This window comes from Yinghuangia sp. ASG 101, assembly GCF_021165735.1.
Lineage (GTDB): Bacteria > Actinomycetota > Actinomycetes > Streptomycetales > Streptomycetaceae > Yinghuangia.
The window spans coordinates 2,030,921-2,048,058 of sequence record NZ_CP088911.1 but is presented as its reverse complement, the minus strand read 5'-3'; the positions used below and the strand labels follow the sequence as shown (position 1 = coordinate 2,048,058).

Sequence of the window (17,138 nt, the reverse complement as noted above, 5' to 3'; positions counted from 1 at the left end):
CTCGAGCTGTGAGGAGCCGTCCCATGCTGCCGAACCCCACCGAGCATCTCTCGGGTATCGACTCGGTCGCGGCGGAATCGGGCGGGCCGCTCGGCCGGTTCCTCACCGACCCGACCTCCTGGTGGACCGCCCTTGGCCACACCCTCGCCCGGACGCTCGCCGCCTGGCCGTGGTGGGCCCCGCCGCTCGTCGCCGCGCTCACCCTTGCCGCCGTGGTCCGCGCCCGGGTCCTGGCGGGCCGCGCCCGGCGGTTCGCGGACGGGGCGCGGTGCGTCGCCGTGCTCGCGCCGCCGACCGTCGACCCGGCGGGCGGGGTGATGCTGTGGGCGCACCTGGCGGGGCTCGCCCGCCCCTGGTGGCGGCGCCTCCTGGAGGGGCAGCCGCACCTCGCCTTCGAATACGCCTTCGCCGCACGCGGGTTGGCCGTGCGGATCTGGGTCCCGACCGGGGTGCCGGTCGCGCTGGTGCGGCGTGCGGTCGAGGCGGCCTGGCCCGGCGCGCACACCCGCACCGGACCCGCCGACGCGGTGTGCCCGCCCGGCCACACCGTCGAGGCCGGGGGGCTGCGCCTGGCCCGGCCGGAGGTGCTGCCGCTGCGCTTCGACCACCCGGCCGACCCCCTGCGCCCCCTGTTGCAGGCTGCGACCGGCCTCGACGCCGACGAGACCGCGACCGTGCAGATCCTCGCCCGGCCGGCCGCCGGCGCCCGGCTGCGCCGCGCCCGACGCGCCTCCCGCCGGGTCAAGGCCGGGCAGTCCCCGCACCGCCTGCGCGCCATCCTCGACCTGCTGCGGCATGCCCCCTCCCGCGCGGCGGCCACCAAACTCGACCCCGCCCACGCCGCCGAACTGCGCCAACTCGTCGCCAAATCCGCCGGACCGCAGTGGGAGGTCGCGCTCCGCTACGCGGCCACCCGCCCCGCACCCGCACAGGCCGAGGACACCGACGGAGACCCGGGCGCCGTCGCCCTCGCCAAATCCGCGCGTCCGGCCGGAACCGGCGGGCCGCTCGAAGCGTTGCTGCGGACCCGGGTGCATGCGCTCGCGACCGCGATGACCGTGTTCGCGGACCGCAACTGGCTCGCCCGCACCCGCCTGCGCCGCCCCGCACCCGTGTTGGACGAACGTCGCTTCCCCGGACGGGGGTTCCTGCTGTCGGTCCCGGAACTGGCCGCGCTGGCGCACCTGCCGCTGGACCCGGACGCCCCAGGTGTTGCCCGCGCCGGCGCCCGCGCGGTCATGCCGCCCTCCAGCATCCCCGCCCCCGGATCCGGTGACGGGGTCAAGCCGCTCGGCCGCGCCGACGCCGGACACCCCCGCCCGGTCGGCGTGCACACCGCCGACGCCCGGCACCACCTGCACGTCGTCGGCGCGACCGGTTGCGGCAAATCCACCCTCCTCGCGCACATGATCCTCGCCGACGCGGAGGCCGGACGCGGCGCCGTGGTCATCGACCCCAAAGGCGACCTCGTCACCGAACTCCTCGCCCGACTACCCGAATCGGCGGCCGACCGCCTTGTCGTGCTCGACCCGGACGACCCGCACGCGCCGCCGAGAATGAACGTCCTGGACAGCGGCGGCACGTCGGTCGACATGGTCGTCGACAACATCACGGGCATTTTCCGGCGGATCTTCCCCGCGTTCTGGGGACCCAGGACCGACGATGTGATGCGCGCGGCGTGCCTCACCCTTCTGCGGACCCCGCCGGTCGGCACGCCGGCCACTCTCGCGGACGTTCCCCGCCTCCTCGACGACGAGGTGTACCGCCGCCGGACCGTCGCCCGCCTCGACCCGAACGAGAAGGTGCTGCGCGGGTTCTGGGCCTGGTACGAACAGCTCTCCGACCCCGCCCGCGCCGCCGTCACCGGACCCCTGATGAACAAACTCCGGGCGTTCTTGTTGAGATCGTTCGTCCACCAGACCGTCGCCGCCGGCGACTCCACCTTCGACCTCGCGTCCGCGCTCGACGGCGGCATCGTTCTGGCGCGGCTGCCCAAGGGCGTCCTCGGCGAGGAAACCGTCCGCCTGCTCGGGTCGTTCGTCGTCGCCAAGACCTGGCAGGCCGCCGCCGCCCGCGCCCGCACCCGCGAGCACCAGCGCCGCGACGCGGTCCTCGTCGTCGACGAATGCCACAACTTCCTCACGTTGGCGTACCCGCTCGAAGACATGCTCGCCGAGGCGCGCGGCTACCGCCTCGGACTCGTGTTGGCGCACCAGCACCTCGCCCAGCTCACGCCCGACCTGCGCGAGGGGATCTCCGCGAACGCCCGCAACAAGGTGTACTTCACCGCCTCGCCCGAAGACGCCCGCGCGCTGCAGCAGCACACCAAACCCACCCTGACCGAGCACGACCTCGCGCACCTCGGCGGCTACCAGGCCGCCGCCCGCCTCCTCGTCGACGGCGCCGAGACCACCGCGTTCACCCTCACCACCCGCCCCCTCCCACCCGCGATCCCCGGCCGCACCCGCGCCCTGCGCGACGCCGCCCACCGCCACGCCGGACCCCACACCCACCCATCCGGGACCCCGCCGCACCCAGGAGGTCACCCATGACACCCGACACCGCTCCCGACACGGCCGCCGCCGCACGCCCGCCGGTGCGGGCCGCCGCCGCGGCGGCCCAGCTCGCCGGACGGCTCACCGCGCGGGACTGGTGGCTCATCGAGATGCTCCACACCCACCGCGTCCTGACCTCCACCCAGATCCTGCGGCTCGCCTACACCGCCCGCCGCACCGCCAACGCCCGCCTGCGCCGCCTCGCCGACCACGGCGTCCTCGACACGTTCCGCCCCCTCCAGCCCACCGGGTCCGCCCCCGCACACTGGGTCCTCGGCCCCGCCGGCGCCGCCGTCCTCGCCGCACGCCGCGGCACCACCGTCCGCGAACTGCCCTGGCGCGGCGGCGACATGACCCACACCGCGCACTCCACCCGCCTCGCCCACACCGTCGAAGCCAACGAGGTCATGGTCCGCCTCGCCGCCGAACACCGCACCCACCCAGGCCGCGAACTCCTCCTGTGGCTCCCGCCCCACACCTGCGCGCACCTGTGGGGCGACTGGATCCGCCCCGACGCCTACGGCCTCCACCACGACACCACCGACACCGCGCCCGGCCGGGCGCAGACCGCTCACGCACCCCGAACGCGTACCCGCGCACCCGAGCCCGCACCCGACCCTGCACCCGACCCGGTGCCCGGCGTACCCGAGGAGCCGGGCGCGTACCCGGTAGGGCGGGTGACCGGGTTCTTCCTGGAGTACGACCGCGGCACCGAACCCGCCTGGCGCGTCGCCGCGAAACTCGACGGGTACGCCGCCCACGCCGCAGGCACCCGCACCCGCACCCCCGTCCTCATCCACACCCCCACCCCGGCCCGCGAACACCTCCTGCGCACCCGCCTCGCCGCCACTGCCGCCGACCTCGACCTGCCCGTCGCCACCACCAGCGCCCACCTCACCCCCGCCGCACAACCCGCCCACCTGACCCGCTACGACCACGACACCTACCCCACCGCCGCCGACCCGGTCTGGCACCCCCTCACCCCCACCCGGTACCCCGCCGCCCGACACCACGGCGGCCGGCTCCGCCTCGCCGACCTGGCCGAACACTTCGGCCCCCTCACCCCCGCGCTGGACACCACCACCCCAGACGCCGACGCGTATGAGCCCGCCCCCGACTGGACCGCGGTCCCACCGCTGCCGCCGTCCGCAGGCGGGACACCGTGAAGGCCCTGCGCGTCGCCGCCAGCGGGTGCCTGGCCGCGGTGCTCCTCGGCCTCGCGGTCCTCGCCGCGCTGATCACCCTCGTCGTCAAGGTCGCCCTGCTGCCGCTCGGCGTCTTCGGCGGCGCGGGCACGGACAGCGCGGCCGGTGCCGCCGCGCCGAGCGCGAGCGCGCTCGCGGACATCCCGCCCGGGTACCTGTCCCTCTACCAGCAAGCGGCGGCGACCTGCCCCGGACTGCCGTGGACGGTGCTCGCCGCGATCGGCAAGGTCGAGTCCGACCACGGCCGCGCCCCGAGCCTCGTGTCGAGCGCGGGCGCCCTCGGGCCGATGCAGTTCTTGCCCGCCACGTGGACGAGTTACGGCGCGGGCGGCGACATCTGGAACCCGAACGACGCCATACCCGCCGCCGCCCGCTACCTGTGCGCGTCCGGCGCCCGCGACGGCAAGGACATGCGTGGGGCGGTGTTCGCGTACAATCACGCCGGCTGGTACGTCGACAACGTCCTCGCCCAGGCCGCCGCCTACACCGCACCCGCCCCGGCCACCAATACCGCGCCGGGGGCGCCCGGTTCGGCCGCGCAGACGGCGATCGCGTTCGCCCAAGCGGCAATCGGCACCCCTTATCTATGGGGCGGGGACGGCCCGGTCGAGGGCGGCTTCGACTGCTCCGGCCTGACCAAGGCCGCCTACGCCGCCGCCGGCGTCACCCTCCCGCGCGTCGCCCAGGACCAGTACGCCGCAGGACCCCAAGTCCCCTACGGCGCGCCGCTCATGCCAGGGGACCTCGTCTTCTACGGCACCGCGAGCAACATCCACCACGTCGGCCTCTACGTCGGCGACGGCAAGATGATCGACGCGCCGTTCACCGGGGCTCTGGTTCGCCTGGAGCGGTTCCGGTGGGTCGGCGACGACTACTACGGCGCGACCAGACCCGGCAACCAAAAGGTTTCGCCGTGAACGCGGATGCCGCGGTCCGGTTCCACGGTACTCCCGACCCTGCCCATGCGTCCGAGGAACAGGCCGACGAGGCACGGGCGTTGCTGCGCACCCTCACCCGCGCGCTCGCCGCCGTAGCTGTTTTGGCCTTGTCGTTCACCGCCGTGAATGTAACCCAACTGGCCGTCCGGCACGATGTCCCCTTGCCGACGGCGCTGTTGCTCGATCCGATGCTCGCCCTGGCCCTGGCCACCACGTTGACCGTGGACGCGCGGCTGGCCGAACTCGGCGCCGCCCCACCGGGATGGGCCGTCGCGCTGCGCTGGTTCGCCGGCCTGGCCGCCTGGACCCTGAACGTGTGGGAATCCGTCTACCCCGCCCCCTCCGGCCCCGTCGGCGTACCGAGCGACCCGGACCCGACCGGGATCGTCCTCCACTCCATCCCCTGCGCGCTCCTGGTCCTGGTCTCCGAAGCCGTCGCGGCGTACCGGCGCCGCATCCGCCGGCTCCTCCTCGTACCCCGCGCCACCGCACGCCCAGGCGCGCGGACGCCCGATGTACCCGGCGCGCGGGGTGCGTACCCGGCGCACCCCGGCCCGGCGGGTACACCCGGGTACACCGCCCCCGGCGCACCCGAACACCCGTACCCGCCCGCCCCCGACGAACCCGAACCGCCCGACGCTCCAGACCCCGCCCCGGGTCCGGGCCCGGACGACCCGGGGCCGGAGACCGATCCGCTGTACGACGCCGCGCTCGACCTCGACCGCGCCGCGCGCGACGCCACGGGCCGCCCGATCACCATCCGCGCGCTGCGCACCGAACTGCGCATCGGGCAAGCGCGCGCCCGCGCGCTACGCGACCGTCTCGATGATCACGCGCCCGCCGACCACGACGCCGACAGCGCAGGACATGCGCCGAACACCCCCGCGAAAACACCGACTTGACTCCGTCCGCGACATCGAGCGTCCATGGTCGACGACCGCACCACGGGCCCCACACGGTCCGCGCGGTCACCCCCCGGCCGGGGACCAACCGCACACACACCGCCCCAATTATGGGGCCTGTCAGGGACGGAATCCCCCATGCCCGAAAGCACCGCGAACCGCGCCCCGGCCGCGCCCGAACCCACCACCGCGACCCCCGCCGACACCACCACCGCCGCGCCCCCGGCCGACGGCACCCTGCCCGGCGTGGCGCCGGACGCGCCCGCCGCGTTCCCGCCCGGCGCCGACGCGGCCGACCGCATCCGCGCGGTCCTGACCGCCGCCGGGCCCGACGGCGTCACCGCCGCCCACATAGCGGAGACCGCGCACGTCGCCCGGTCCACGGTCAGCAAGATCCTCGCCCACCACGCCAAGACCGGCACCGCCCGCCGCGAGGTCGGCGGGTTCGTCGGCCGGTCCCGCCAGCCCGACCGCTGGCACCCCGTCACCACCTCGCACGAGGCCACCTCGCCCGCGACAGAGGCGACCGCCGTGGACGGCAGCGAACCCGCCGCCGCGCACACCCCCGATGGGACCGGGCCGCAGAACGGCCCCGCGGCGGAAGCCGACAGCGCCCCCGACGCGGGCCCGGCCGCGCCCGCCGCGCCCGACACCCACACCGGGCCCGACGGGGCCGACAGCGGCCCCGACACGGCCCCCGTCGCCCCCGCCGTCCCCGTGCCCGCCGGGCCGGACACGGGCCCGGCACCGGGGCCGGGCGCGCTGGCCCGGCTGGGTCCGGGGGCGCTGCGCGGGATGGTGTTCGACCACCTGAGCACCCGCCCCGGGCAGGAGTTCACCCCCGGCCAGATCGGTCGGGCGCTCGGCGGCCGGTCCTCCGGCGCCGTCGCCAACGCCTGCGACAAACTTACCGCCGACGGCCTCGTCGAGCTGACCTGCGACAAACCCCGCCGGTTCCGCGCCGTCGCCGCGTCGGCCCCGGCGGCGGACGCCGCGCCCGCGACCGGTACCGACACCGAACAGCCCGTCACGCACTGACCGTTCACTCCGACGGGCCGTGACCGCCACACGTGATGTGTGGCGGTCACGGCCCGTCGGGTGTCGGGTTGCCGCCGGTGGGCGGCGTGGCGGGCGTGGGCGCGGCGCGCGACGGGGCCCGATGCACGTGTGGACGAACCGTGTTGGACAACAACGCGGTTCGCCCGCACGTGCACACAACGGTCGGCGGATCGACGGTGAACGGGGTTGCCCCGCCGGGACGGACGGCCCGGCCCCGGCCGGTGTCCGTCCGGATGCTGTTGGTAAATCTGGGGTCGTGCGTGACGTCGGCCTTCGAGACCTGGTTGTGGTCTTGAAGGCCGACGTTGTCGTATGGGGTGGGTGCGGATGTCGATGCAGCCGAAGGGGTCCGGGGAGATTCCGGCGGAGACGGTGAGGGTGGCGCGGGCCGCGTTCCCGAAGGGAAGTCTGGCGATCCGGCTGAGGGACGAGTTGGGGCCGCTGTTCACGGATGAGGAGTTCGCGGATCTCTTCCCTGCTCGGGGGCGTCCTGCCTGGTCGCCCGCCGGGCTGGCGCTGGTGTCGGTGTTGCAGTTCGTGGAGGGGCTGACCGACCGGCAGGCGGCGGAGGCGGTGCGGGCGCGGATCGATGTCAAGTACGCGCTCGGGCTTGAGCTGGACGACCCGGGCTTCGACTTCTCGGTGCTGTCGGAGTTCCGGGACCGGCTGGCCAAGGCAGACGGCGGGCAGCGGGTGCTGGACGGTGTCCTGGCCGCAGCCCGGGAGAAGGGGCTGCTCAAGAGGGCGGGGCGGGCTCGCACGGACTCCACGCACGTGTTGTCGGCGGCGCGTGAGCTGTCCTGGCTGGAGATGGTGGCGGAGACCTTGCGGTCGGCGTTGAACGCGCTGGCGCAGGCGGCACCGGACTGGCTGGCCGGTATCGCGGAGCCCGACTGGTTCCGCCGTTACGCGACCAGGGCGGAGGACAGCCGGTTCCCCACCAGCCGCGCGAAGCGGGACGAGGTGGGGACGCGGATCGGCCGGGACGGAACATGCCTGCTGGCGGCCGTTCTTGCGCCCGGCGCCCCGAGGGGCTGCGCGGACTTGCCGAGGTGGAAACCCTGCGGAAGGTGTGGGTCCAGCACTTTCACCAGGTGGAGGGCGAGGTGAGGCGCAGGGACCCAAAAGACCGCCCACCGGGCGCGTTGCGCCTGGTCACCCCCTATGACACCGAGGCTCGTGGCAGCGTCAAACGCGACACGATGTGGGACGGCTACAAGGTCCACCTCACCGAGACCTGCGAGCCCGACACCCCGAACCTGATCACGAACGTCGCCACGACGGTGGCCACCGTCGCCGACCGGTCGATGGCCGAGACAATCCACACCCACCTCGCCGCGCGTGACTGCGCACCCGGCGAGCACTGGGTCGATGCCGGCTACCCCACCGGTGCCGCCCTGGTCAGCGCCCGGCACGAGCACGGCATCGCCTTGCACGGCCCCCTCCAGGCCGACAACAGCGCCCAGGCCGCCGCAGACAGCGGCTTCGGCCAGGACGCCTTCACCGTCGACTGGGACAGCAAGCAGGCCACCTGCCCCGGGGGCAAGACCAGCACCACCTGGAGCGAACGGCTCTCCCAACGCGGCCAGCCCGTGCTGCGGGTGGTGTTCTCGGTCAGCGACTGCCGCCCCTGCACCATGCGCCAGGCGTGCATCAATACCCCCAACACCAAACGCCCCCGCGAGCTGCGGTTGCGCCGCCACGACGAACACCACGCACTTCAAGCAGCCAGAGCCGAGCAGAAGAGCGACGAATGGAAGGAGCGTTACAAGATCCGGGCAGGGGTCGAGGGCACCATCTCCCAAGCCGTCGGGCGCTGCGGCCTGCGCAGATCCCGCTACCAGGGACTCGTCAAGACGAGCCTCCAGCACCAGCTCACCGGCGCCGCGATCAACCTCGCCCGCATCGACGCCCACCTCACCGGCGAACCCCGAGCGCGCACCCGCACCAGTCACTTCGCGCGACTTCGACCCGCCGACCAGACGATCGACGGGGCGAAGAAGGCGTAGGACCCCAGATTTACCAACAGCATCCGGTGTCCGTCCGGCCGGGGCCGTGACGCGTGTCGGCTACGGGGCGGGCGTGTCCGGGGCGGCGCCGTCGATGTCGCGTGGGTTGTGGGCGAGTTCGGCGTCGATCAGCCGGGCGGCCGGGCGGATCTGCTCGTCCATGACCGTGCGGAGGGCTTCGGCGGCCCGGTGCAGGAGGTCGGCGACCTCCTCCGCCGCGACCTCGGCATCCCGGTCGGCCGCGTCGCCGTGGCCCGGCATCGCCGCGAGACCTCGGCCCACCGGTGTGCGCGGTGGGCAAGTTCCACAAGAACGCCGGTCGCGGGGTGCGCCAGCGTGTCCGTCGTGGTGATGGCGTCGGCCACGGCGGCGCGGATCGCCGCGCCTTCCCCATGGTGGCCCGGTGCGGTCGCGGGGGCGAAGACGTGCAGGAAGTTCTCCTGCGTGAACACGTGGTGGACCTGCGGGTCGTCGAGGCCGCGGTACTCGACCATGAGGCGGCCGTTCTCGACGGGCAGGCGCTCGACGCGGACGCGGAATCCCTCGTGGTCGTGCCACCACGCGCCCGCTACCAGGTACGCGGTCGTGTCGGTCGATTCGGTCATGGCGGTGTGTGTCCTTCCGTGTGGGCGGACGGTGCGTCGACCCACCGCCGGGACTTCGGCGGTGGGTACGTGCCGGGTCGCGCCCCGGGGCGGTGGGCACGGCGGCCGGGCTGCCCAGGGCGCGGCGGGTTACGGCGTGGTGGGGTGGGGGCGGGCGCCGAGTTCGGCGCGGGTGCGCTCGTGGGCCGGGTTGGGGACGACGGCCGGCGCCCGTGGCCCTCGTCGGAGGAGGTGAGGATCGCGTCGCGGACCAGCTCAGGTGCAGTAGATGCCCATGTCCGTGGCGATCCGGTCAGCGGCGTCCTCGAGGGTGCGGCGGGGGTCGAGGTGGGCGACGGCGACGGTGTGACCGGCGCTGTTGCGCAGCGCGGCCCGCCACCTGGGCGCCGAGGTGGCCGCGGCCCAGGCGTGCGGCAGCGGTGCGCCCGCGGCCAGGGTGGTGTCGAGCGCGGTGAACGCCGCGACCACGGCGTCCAGGTTCGCGCGCAGCGAGGCGGCGTCCGGATCGGCGGCGCCGGTGTGCCGGGCTGCGGCGCGGCGCGCGCGGGCCAGCAGCTCGTCGGCGGACGGTGCGTTCATCGGAAGAACTCCCCTTTCTGCGTGGGGTGGTGGGTGACGGGTCAGGTGCCGGTGTGGTGGTCGCGGGTGATGTTGTCGGCGTGGGCGGCTTCTTCGGCGTCGGCGAGCAGGGCCAGGTACTGCTCGCGGGCGTGGCAGGGGCCGAGGCGGGCGAGGTGGATCTGGAGGCCGGTCAGGTCGCCGATGCTGCGGCTGTAGGCGATGGCGTCGTTGACGAGTTGCCGGTCGGCGTAGGTGACCGGGTGGTCGAAGACGTGGGGGCACTGGGGGATGTCGGGCCTCGAGTCGGTCATGCGCGGGGTTCTCCTTGTCCGGTGCGGCCCGCCGGTGAGCGCGCCCCGTGGCGTGCGGGGCGCGGTCACCAGCGGGTCCGCGTGTCGCGGGCGCGCGGGTTTCAGCGGTGGGGGTAGGCGCGGGCGAGGTACCGGCGTGCGGTCGCGGTGACGGCGTGCGGGTTGTCGAGGTCGCGGTCCGGCAGATCGGTGTTCGTGATCAGCCGGACCGCGTCGCCGGTGCGGACGAGCAGCCACGGGTGGGTGCGTGGCCACCGGTCCGCGCCCAGGTCGCGCAGCAGCCCGAGGTTGAGGTACGCCCACCCCTGGTCGGAGAACCCGGCGGTGTCCGGGCCCGGCGCGAGGTGGAGGACCGCGATCGGTCCCGGCGCGGTGCACGGGGCGGCGGTGGTCGGGGTGCGGCCGAGCGCCGCGTCGATCACGGTGCGGCCGGTGAACCGCCGCGGCGGTCGGACGGAAGGAAAGGGGCGGTCGAGGTAGGCGGCGGCGTGGGCGGCGTCCGCCGGTTTGGCCAGGTCGCCGAACACGCGCGGCTGCGCCGAGGCGAGGGCGCGCGGCGGGGCCGCCGTCGCGTCGTCGAGGACGGCGGACGCGTGGGTGGCGTAGGAGAGTCGGACGGTGATCACAACACAACTGCTCTGGTCGGGCGGGGTGGTGCCGTGGGGGCTGTCGCGGGCGGGGGGCGCCTGCGACAGCCCCCACGGTGTGGGGCCCTGGGCCGGGCAGGGGTGCCACACGGTGGCCCCGGCCCAGGGCGGTCTATGCGGCGGGCGGCCGGTCAGGTGAGGGTGCGGGTGGCGGTGACGTGGTTGTCCGCGACGTCGATGCGCCAGGTGTCGCCGAGGCGCGCGCCTCGGGCGTGGAGGGTGCCGGTGACGGTGTGGTCGAAGGTGAACGCGCGCAGGTGGGGCGGGTAGGCGCGTCCGGGCACGGGGGCGGCAAGTTCGGCGGCGAGGCGGGCGCCGGGGCGCAGGAATGTGTCGACGAGGTGGCGTATCCATTCCTCGGCGCTGTAGGTCTTCTCGGTGCCGTCCCACACGATCGCGGTGCCGTCCTGGGTGGGGCGGAAGTCGCACCACAGGTTCGGCAGTTCCGGGTCCCGGCCGTGGTCGGTCACGTCCGGGTCGCCGACCACGTCGGGGGCCTCGGGGTCGGGTGCGAGGGTGTAGGGGCCGGAACGGCGGGGCTGGTGGCGGGTGGCCGCGTACGCGGTCAGGTACGCGACCTCGGCGGCGTTGAGCGGCGGGGTGACGGTCAGGCGTCCGGAGAAGTCGGTGCTGTACCCCATGGCGGGGCCTCCTGGTTCGTGGCCGGTACGGAATCGGTGCGGGTGGCGCGCGGTCCGGTCTGTGGTGCGGGCCCGGGCCGGGGCCGTCCGGGGGTCGCCGGTCCGGCCCGGGGTGTGGGGTGACCGCGACGGGCGCGGTCACGGCGGTGGGTGCGGTGCGCTGTCAGCGGTGCGGCGGGGGGCCGCCGCAGGCGAGGAGGAGGCCGCAGGGGTCGCGGTGCCATTCCGGGTCGAGGGCGCCGGGGTGGTCGGGGTCGATGCCGATGTGGGCGTATGCGTCCGGGTCGCGCGGGTCGAGGAAGGCGCCCAGGTCGGCGAGTTCGCGGATTTCGCGCTGCGGCATGAGGGCCTTGCACGCCGGGCAGGCGGCCAGGACCTGGAACCGGAACGCCGGGGCGTCGCCGTGGTCCGAGGCGGGGTGGGTGCGTTCGGCAAGGAAGGTGAAGATGACGCCGTGCGGGTCGTCGACGAGGGTCAGGGCGAACGTGCCGCGCGGGCCGAGCACGCCGTGCACGTGGTCCTCGTGCACGCCGAGCATCCAGGCCAGCGCGACGCAGGCCGCGTGATTGGTGCGGAACACATCGGCGGGCCAGTCGCCCGAGCGGGCGGTCTGTTCGGCGCGGGCGGCGGCCTCGTCGCGGGCGCGCAGCGCCGAGGCGGCGCGGTGGCGCAGCGGCACCGCCGGGACGGTGTCGTCGGGTGTGGTGTTCACGGCACAGACTCCTTCACGAGTGGTTTGCGGTGGTTTCGTGTGGGGTGTGGGGTGTGGGGTCCCGGGCCGGGGCCGGTCGGGGAAAACGGTTTCCCGGCCCGGGAGTTCGGGGTGATCGGTGCGGGCGGTCAGGCGAAGCGGCGCCGGACCGGGGCGGACAGCTCGTCGATCGGGCGGTTCACCAGGTCGGCGGCGGTGACGGCGGCGAGGAACGCGGCGACCGCGTCGGCGGGGGTCTCCCGGCCGAGTTCGGCCCACCACTCCACCGGGCCCGCGGGCCCGGCCGCGCACGCCAGGGCCCATGCGGGCCACGCCCGAGGCAGGGGGGCGTCGTCCGGACCGATGTCGCCGATGGCGTCGTTGGAGCGCACGTCGAGGAAGGCGAGTTTCAGGTCGCCTTCGCCGTGCCGCGCCAGGACCTGCCAGGGGGTGGTGCCCTCGTCGTATCCGTCCCACGGCGGTGTTCCGGCGTCGTGGACCTGCCACCCCGCGCCGCGCAGCGTCGCGTCGGCCGCCGCGACGTCCGCGCACGCGGCCCCGTCGGCACCGGCGGGGGCGGTCAGGGCGCGCAGGAACGCGGCGACCGCCGTGGCGGGCACCCCGCTGCTGAAGCTCGCCGTCCACACGATCCCCCCGGTCTCGCGGGTGCGCTCGACCTCCCACAGCCACGGCCCGCCGTCCTCGGGCAGCCACCCGACGTACAGGGCCCCGTCGGGGCGGCGCGCGTGCACGTTCGCCAATCGGTCCTTCACCATCGGCCAGTCGGCCGCGTGGATCACGGCGAGTGCCTCGCCGGGGATCGAGCCGTCGGCGAAACGGACCGGCACCGCGCACATTTCGGTGTTGTCGGTCATTGTCCCTCCCTCGGGAATATTCGAGGCGGCCCCTGATTTGGCGCAGGCTCCGCCCCGGTCGGAATTTCCGGGTGTTCGTCGTGCGGACGCTTACGAGGTTTTTCCCCGGGCGCCGCGCGCCCGGTTTCTGTTTATCGGGCGCATGAATACGCTAACTCGATCCCCGGAATTCCCCTAGGGAAAATCGGGCTTGGTATTGCTGGAATTCGCGTGAATTCACGACCGTAATGAAGGAAGCGGGGGCCGTGGGCGACGTCTTCGTCGCCCACGCCCGCGAACCGTCCGCGAACCGTCCGCGAACCGCCCTCCATCCGCACGCGCATGGCGCGCCCGCGCGTTCGGCCCGGTGCCCGCGCACGGCCCCGGGCGGCGGCATGGCGGCGGGGCGGCTCCGGCGGGCGCCGCCGGGAACGCACGCCTCATCTATTACGGAGGATTCCGGAGCCGGAAACGACACCGAACGCGCGACGAGTCCTGTACTGACACGCGGCGGGGGCAGGCGCCGGCCGACCGACCCCGGTGCGGGGCCGGCGAGCAGTCGTGGCCGTGAGGCGATGACGCGTATGTCCGCGGCCCGGTGCCGGAGTGCCCACGGCCCACGGCGCGCGCCGTGGGCCGTGGGCACTCCGGCACCGGGCGGGCAACGCGCCTGCCCGGCACGGGGGTTCAGCCGGTGGCGGCGACTTGGGCGATGGCGGCTTTGGCGATCTCGTCGGCGGCGGTGGCCGGGTCGGTCAAGCTCACCATCCGGGCGCCGGGGATCTCGTGCGGACCCCAGGACCCGCCGAAGTCGAGGTGGAGGACCGCGCACCCGGCGGCGGTAAGGGTGCGGATGCGGTCTGCGGCGGCGGCGGTTTCGGGGGCGTCGTACACGCCGTCGGAGGCGATCACCAGCAGCCGCCCGGCGCCGGGCCGGGTCAGGTCGAGGGCGGCGTCGAGGGCGTCGATGGCCTCGGCGAGGGCGTGACCGGCGCCGTCGGCGGTGAACTCCGTCGCGTGGGCGGGCGCGCGGCCGGGGCGGGTGACCGCGGTCAGGTCCGCGTCGAAGGCCACGGTCGCGGTCCGCGAGGCCGGGTCGGTCATCGCGGCGGCCTTGGCGATGATCCACGCGGCGGAGGAGACCGGGCCGGTGGCCGCGCGCATGGAACCGGACACGTCGACCGCGATGCCCACGCGCAGCGGCGGGGTGGGAGTGGCGCGCCGCTGGGTGGCGCGCCACGGCAGCGCGGTGGGGGCGGCGCCCGCGGCGCGTTGGGCGTCGCGGGCGAGGGCGGCGCGCATGTTCAGGCGTCCGGGTGGGGTGGCCGAGGAGGTTGTGGTCTCGACGCGCTCGCGGTAGGCGGCGTTGCGCAGTCCGCGGGCGAGGCGCCCGGCGGCGGCTTTCTCGGCGGTGGTGGGGGTGCGGGTCCCGGTCACCGGGGAGGGCATGTAGGTACGGCCCGAGCCCCCGTTGGGGTTGACCGTTCCGGCGTTCGGCGCGAACACCTTTTTGGCCAGGTCGGCGGCGTTGCGCGCGCGGGCAGCAGAAGCCTTGCGGGCCTTGACGCGGGCCTGGGCCGCGCGCGCGGCTGCCTCGGCGGCGGCGCGTTCGGCGGCGGCGCGGGCCTGCTCGGCCTGGGCCACGTTCGCGCCGAGGTCGCCGATGGCCCCGGCGAGTACGCCCGGAAGACCGCCCTGGGCCTCGTCGAGGTGGGGTTCGGGGCCGGTCGGGTTGACGCCGACCGCTTCGCACCAGGCGCGGCCGAGGTCGAGCATGGTGTCCGCGTCGTCGTCGGCGACCTGGTGGGCGGCGGCCCATATCCCGGCCAGTTCGGCGAGGGTGTCGGCGCCGAGGATGCCGGTGACGGTGTGCTCGACCGGGGCGGCCTCGGCCGCCTCCAGGATTCCGGCGTCGCGGCGGGCGAGGATCAGTCCGGCCGCGAGAGCGGCCGACCAGGCGTCGTCGGGGGGCGCGGTGCCCATGTCGTCCATGACCACCGTGTGCACGACCCGGCGCAGGTAGGGGCGGTCGCTCGGGCGGCGGCCCAGGTGGGCGTGTTCGGCACGGGACTCGTCCAGTATTTCCGCGGCTGCCGCGGCGGCGGTGCCGTGCTGATTGTGCAGGGTGCCCCAGGCGCTGTGTGCGGCGTGCGCGGCCTCGTGCACGAGGGCGCCCCACGCGGTCGCGTAGCGGTTCTCGTCGCCGATCACCGCGGGGCGGATGCCGCTCGGGTGGTGCGGGGCGAACAGGCCCCGGGAAACCTCGAGTTGGCCCAGGGTGGGGAAGAACGCGGCGGGCGAGCCGGACCGGGTGTTCTGTTCGCAGGTGACGATCACGTCGTCGCGGTCGGCCAACGCCGGGAGGCGGCCGGTCAGTTCGGCGCCGATCCGCAGCCACTCGGCCTCGCGTGCGGCGGTGTGGGCGCTCGGCGGGGTGACCGGGCCGCCGTCGTCGTCCCAGCGGGCGGAGGCGAGTTCGTCGTCGGTGATCGCGGGTGCGGTGTGGTGCACGTGACGGTGGGCAGGCATCGCGGATCGGTGTCCCTTCGTGGGGGCGGGGTGTGCGGTGCGGGGTGCGGGGGCCGCCTCGTGGGGCGGCGGTCCGGCCGGGGGCGGGTGCCGCGCGCGGCGGGCGCGCGGCACCCGCCCGGCGGGGTCAGATCTGTTTGCCGAGGGCGAGGGCGGCGACCCTGCGCCCGCAGGTCTTGGCCACGATGTCGGCGACCTGGTCGCGGTCCTCCTCGGGCGCGATGCCCACGAGGTTCGCGAACGCGGTCGCGAGGCCGAGGACATCGGCGATCTTCTGGAAGGCGATCAGCTCGCGCAGTTGGGGCGCCCACCCGAGGTCGCCCGCGGCGACCAATTTGGCGAGGTTCTTCGCCACGGTGACGGCGCCCTTGTCGATGCCGAGGCGTCGGCACAGGTCGTAGTCGGTCTCCACCCGGATCTGCGTGGAGAACCGCGAGGACAGTGCCTCGGTCAGGATCGCCCCGTGCACGCCCGGGTTGTGACCGGCGATCACATAGAAGCCGTCCTCGGCGGTGATCGTCTCGCCCTGGTGTGCCTTGACGGTGATCTGCTTCCGGCCGTCCATGGCCGGGTACATCGCGGCGAGGACTTTCGGGGAGATCAGGGTCGCGTCGTCGATCAGCAGTGCGCGGCCCTCGAGCATGGCGGTCACGACCGGCCCGTACGCGAACTGGTAACCGCCGTCGGCCTTTTGGGTCCAGTCGCCGATCAGGTCGCCGACGGTGGTGTCGCCGTCGCCCGCGATGGTGATCAGGTCGGGGAACGCGGCCTCGGCCATCGAGGTCTTCCCGGTCCCGGGCGGCCCGTACAGCAGCGCGGGCACCCCCGCCGCGCGCAACTTGCGCAACCCCTCCACGTCACTGATCCCCCCGGCCAGCCTCCGCGGGTAGTACATGGAGCCGTTGGGGCGGCGGATCGGCCCGTTCGCCGGGGCGGGCGCAGGCAGAGTGGTGGTCGCAGGCGTGCTCGGGGCCGGGGGCGGGGTTTTCGCCGGAGCGGGCGTTTGCGCGGGGGGCTGCGGCGCGCGCGGGCGCGGCGCGACCGTCCCGGGCGGGGACACCACCGCCGCCACTGCGGCAGCGGCGGTCGCAGCGTTGGCCTTGTACCGGCGCGGCCCGGTACCGGCGAGTTCGGCCTCGCCGCGCGTGACGAGGGTGTCGCACGCGTTGCCGATCGCGCCGCCGGAGTTCCCGAGTTTCGCGACCAACGCGGTCACGGTGTACTCCTGGCCGGGGTCGGCAGCGAGGACGGCCGCGATCGCGGCGCGCAGTTGGCCGGGGCGGGCCTTGCCCGAGGGGACAGGGGGCGCGGCCGGGGCTGCGGGTGCGGGCACAGGTGCCTGGGTGGTGGGGCCGGATGCGGGGGCGCCCGAGGGGGGCGTCGGCGTCGTCATCGCGGTCTTTTCCTTTCCGGTCGGCGGAGGCTTATTTCGGCATGGCTCACCCCGCAATGGAATTCGGGAGAACCCGGATTAACCGTCTCCCGGGCGCTGGCCCCGCCGGGAATTCTTTCGGTTTTTCCGGTGCCATTAATAAGGTAACTCCGCCGCGCGAAGGCACCTAGGGCAAATCGGACGAGAAAATGTGGGAATTCATTGAATTTCACGACGGAAATAGAGGCGCCGGTATGGG

At 74.6% G+C, this 17,138-nt stretch carries 14 protein-coding genes and 1 pseudogene; 6 read left to right on the top strand and 9 right to left on the bottom strand.

Going from position 1 to position 17,138, the window contains the following annotated elements:
- Positions 1 to 23 precede the first annotated feature (23 nt).
- The 6 genes and pseudogenes from LO772_RS08375 (at position 24) to LO772_RS08350 (ending at position 8,668) form a co-directional block, all read left to right on the top strand.
- Positions 24 to 2,552, top strand: a complete 2,529-nt coding sequence (locus LO772_RS08375) for a type IV secretion system DNA-binding domain-containing protein (protein ID WP_231777751.1) — start codon at positions 24 to 26, stop codon at positions 2,550 to 2,552.
- Positions 2,549 to 3,721, top strand: coding sequence for a replication-relaxation family protein (locus LO772_RS08370; RefSeq protein WP_231777750.1), 1,173 nt, complete (start codon positions 2,549 to 2,551; stop codon positions 3,719 to 3,721). The genes LO772_RS08375 and LO772_RS08370 overlap by 4 nt, the downstream gene beginning before the upstream one ends.
- Positions 3,718 to 4,677 (top strand): C40 family peptidase, encoded by a 960-nt coding sequence (locus LO772_RS08365; protein WP_231777749.1) that lies wholly within the window; start codon positions 3,718 to 3,720, stop codon positions 4,675 to 4,677. Before LO772_RS08370 ends, LO772_RS08365 begins: the two co-directional genes overlap by 4 nt.
- Complete coding sequence (locus tag LO772_RS08360; RefSeq protein ID WP_231777748.1) at positions 4,674 to 5,600, top strand: extensin; 927 nt, start codon at positions 4,674 to 4,676, stop codon at positions 5,598 to 5,600. The genes LO772_RS08365 and LO772_RS08360 overlap by 4 nt, the downstream gene beginning before the upstream one ends.
- Before the next feature lie 138 nt (positions 5,601 to 5,738).
- Entirely contained in the window at positions 5,739 to 6,638 is a 900-nt protein-coding gene (locus LO772_RS08355) for a hypothetical protein (protein ID WP_231777747.1), read from the top strand.
- Between the two features lie 348 nt (positions 6,639 to 6,986).
- Positions 6,987 to 8,668: pseudogene (locus LO772_RS08350) on the top strand (IS1182 family transposase).
- A gap of 128 nt (positions 8,669 to 8,796) precedes the next feature.
- Here LO772_RS08350 and LO772_RS08345 read toward each other — a convergent pair.
- From LO772_RS08345 to LO772_RS08305, 9 genes are all read right to left on the bottom strand, one after another.
- Positions 8,797 to 9,273 (bottom strand): hypothetical protein, encoded by a 477-nt coding sequence (locus LO772_RS08345; protein WP_231777746.1) that lies wholly within the window; start codon positions 9,271 to 9,273, stop codon positions 8,797 to 8,799.
- A 255-nt stretch (positions 9,274 to 9,528) separates the two neighbouring features.
- Positions 9,529 to 9,852, bottom strand: coding sequence for a hypothetical protein (locus LO772_RS08340; protein ID WP_231779849.1), 324 nt, complete (start codon positions 9,850 to 9,852; stop codon positions 9,529 to 9,531).
- A gap of 41 nt (positions 9,853 to 9,893) precedes the next feature.
- Positions 9,894 to 10,145, bottom strand: coding sequence for a hypothetical protein (locus tag LO772_RS08335; protein ID WP_231779848.1), 252 nt, complete (start codon positions 10,143 to 10,145; stop codon positions 9,894 to 9,896).
- A 101-nt stretch (positions 10,146 to 10,246) separates the two neighbouring features.
- Entirely contained in the window at positions 10,247 to 10,771 is a 525-nt protein-coding gene (locus LO772_RS08330) for a hypothetical protein (protein WP_231777745.1), read from the bottom strand.
- A gap of 152 nt (positions 10,772 to 10,923) precedes the next feature.
- Positions 10,924 to 11,433, bottom strand: coding sequence for a hypothetical protein (locus tag LO772_RS08325; RefSeq protein WP_231777744.1), 510 nt, complete (start codon positions 11,431 to 11,433; stop codon positions 10,924 to 10,926).
- Between the two features lie 163 nt (positions 11,434 to 11,596).
- A complete protein-coding gene (locus tag LO772_RS08320) occupies positions 11,597 to 12,145 on the bottom strand; it encodes a hypothetical protein (protein ID WP_231777743.1) in 549 nt (182 codons plus the stop codon).
- A gap of 128 nt (positions 12,146 to 12,273) precedes the next feature.
- Positions 12,274 to 12,999 carry a DUF317 domain-containing protein gene (locus tag LO772_RS08315; RefSeq protein ID WP_231777742.1) on the bottom strand — a complete coding sequence of 242 codons (726 nt, stop codon included), beginning with the start codon at positions 12,997 to 12,999 and terminating at the stop codon, positions 12,274 to 12,276.
- Positions 13,000 to 13,665: 666 nt separating this feature from the next.
- Entirely contained in the window at positions 13,666 to 15,507 is a 1,842-nt protein-coding gene (locus LO772_RS08310; protein WP_231777741.1) for a VWA domain-containing protein, read from the bottom strand.
- A 127-nt stretch (positions 15,508 to 15,634) separates the two neighbouring features.
- Positions 15,635 to 16,765, bottom strand: coding sequence for an AAA family ATPase (locus tag LO772_RS08305; RefSeq protein WP_231779461.1), 1,131 nt, complete (start codon positions 16,763 to 16,765; stop codon positions 15,635 to 15,637).
- Positions 16,766 to 17,138: the final 373 nt, after the last annotated feature.

Bases quoted from the DNA above. Each gene is read 5' to 3' on its own strand.
- LO772_RS08375 (WP_231777751.1), top strand. From the start codon at position 24: ATGCTGCCGAACCCCACCGAGCATCTCTCGGGTATCGACTCGGTCGCG.
- LO772_RS08370 (WP_231777750.1), top strand. From the start codon at position 2,549: ATGACACCCGACACCGCTCCCGACACGGCCGCCGCCGCACGCCCGCCG.
- LO772_RS08355 (WP_231777747.1), top strand. From the start codon at position 5,739: ATGCCCGAAAGCACCGCGAACCGCGCCCCGGCCGCGCCCGAACCCACC.
- LO772_RS08345 (WP_231777746.1), bottom strand. From the start codon at position 9,273: ATGACCGAATCGACCGACACGACCGCGTACCTGGTAGCGGGCGCGTGG.
- LO772_RS08340 (WP_231779849.1), bottom strand. From the start codon at position 9,852: ATGAACGCACCGTCCGCCGACGAGCTGCTGGCCCGCGCGCGCCGCGCC.
- LO772_RS08335 (WP_231779848.1), bottom strand. From the start codon at position 10,145: ATGACCGACTCGAGGCCCGACATCCCCCAGTGCCCCCACGTCTTCGAC.
- LO772_RS08325 (WP_231777744.1), bottom strand. From the start codon at position 11,433: ATGGGGTACAGCACCGACTTCTCCGGACGCCTGACCGTCACCCCGCCG.
- LO772_RS08315 (WP_231777742.1), bottom strand. From the start codon at position 12,999: ATGACCGACAACACCGAAATGTGCGCGGTGCCGGTCCGTTTCGCCGAC.
- LO772_RS08310 (WP_231777741.1), bottom strand. From the start codon at position 15,507: ATGCCTGCCCACCGTCACGTGCACCACACCGCACCCGCGATCACCGAC.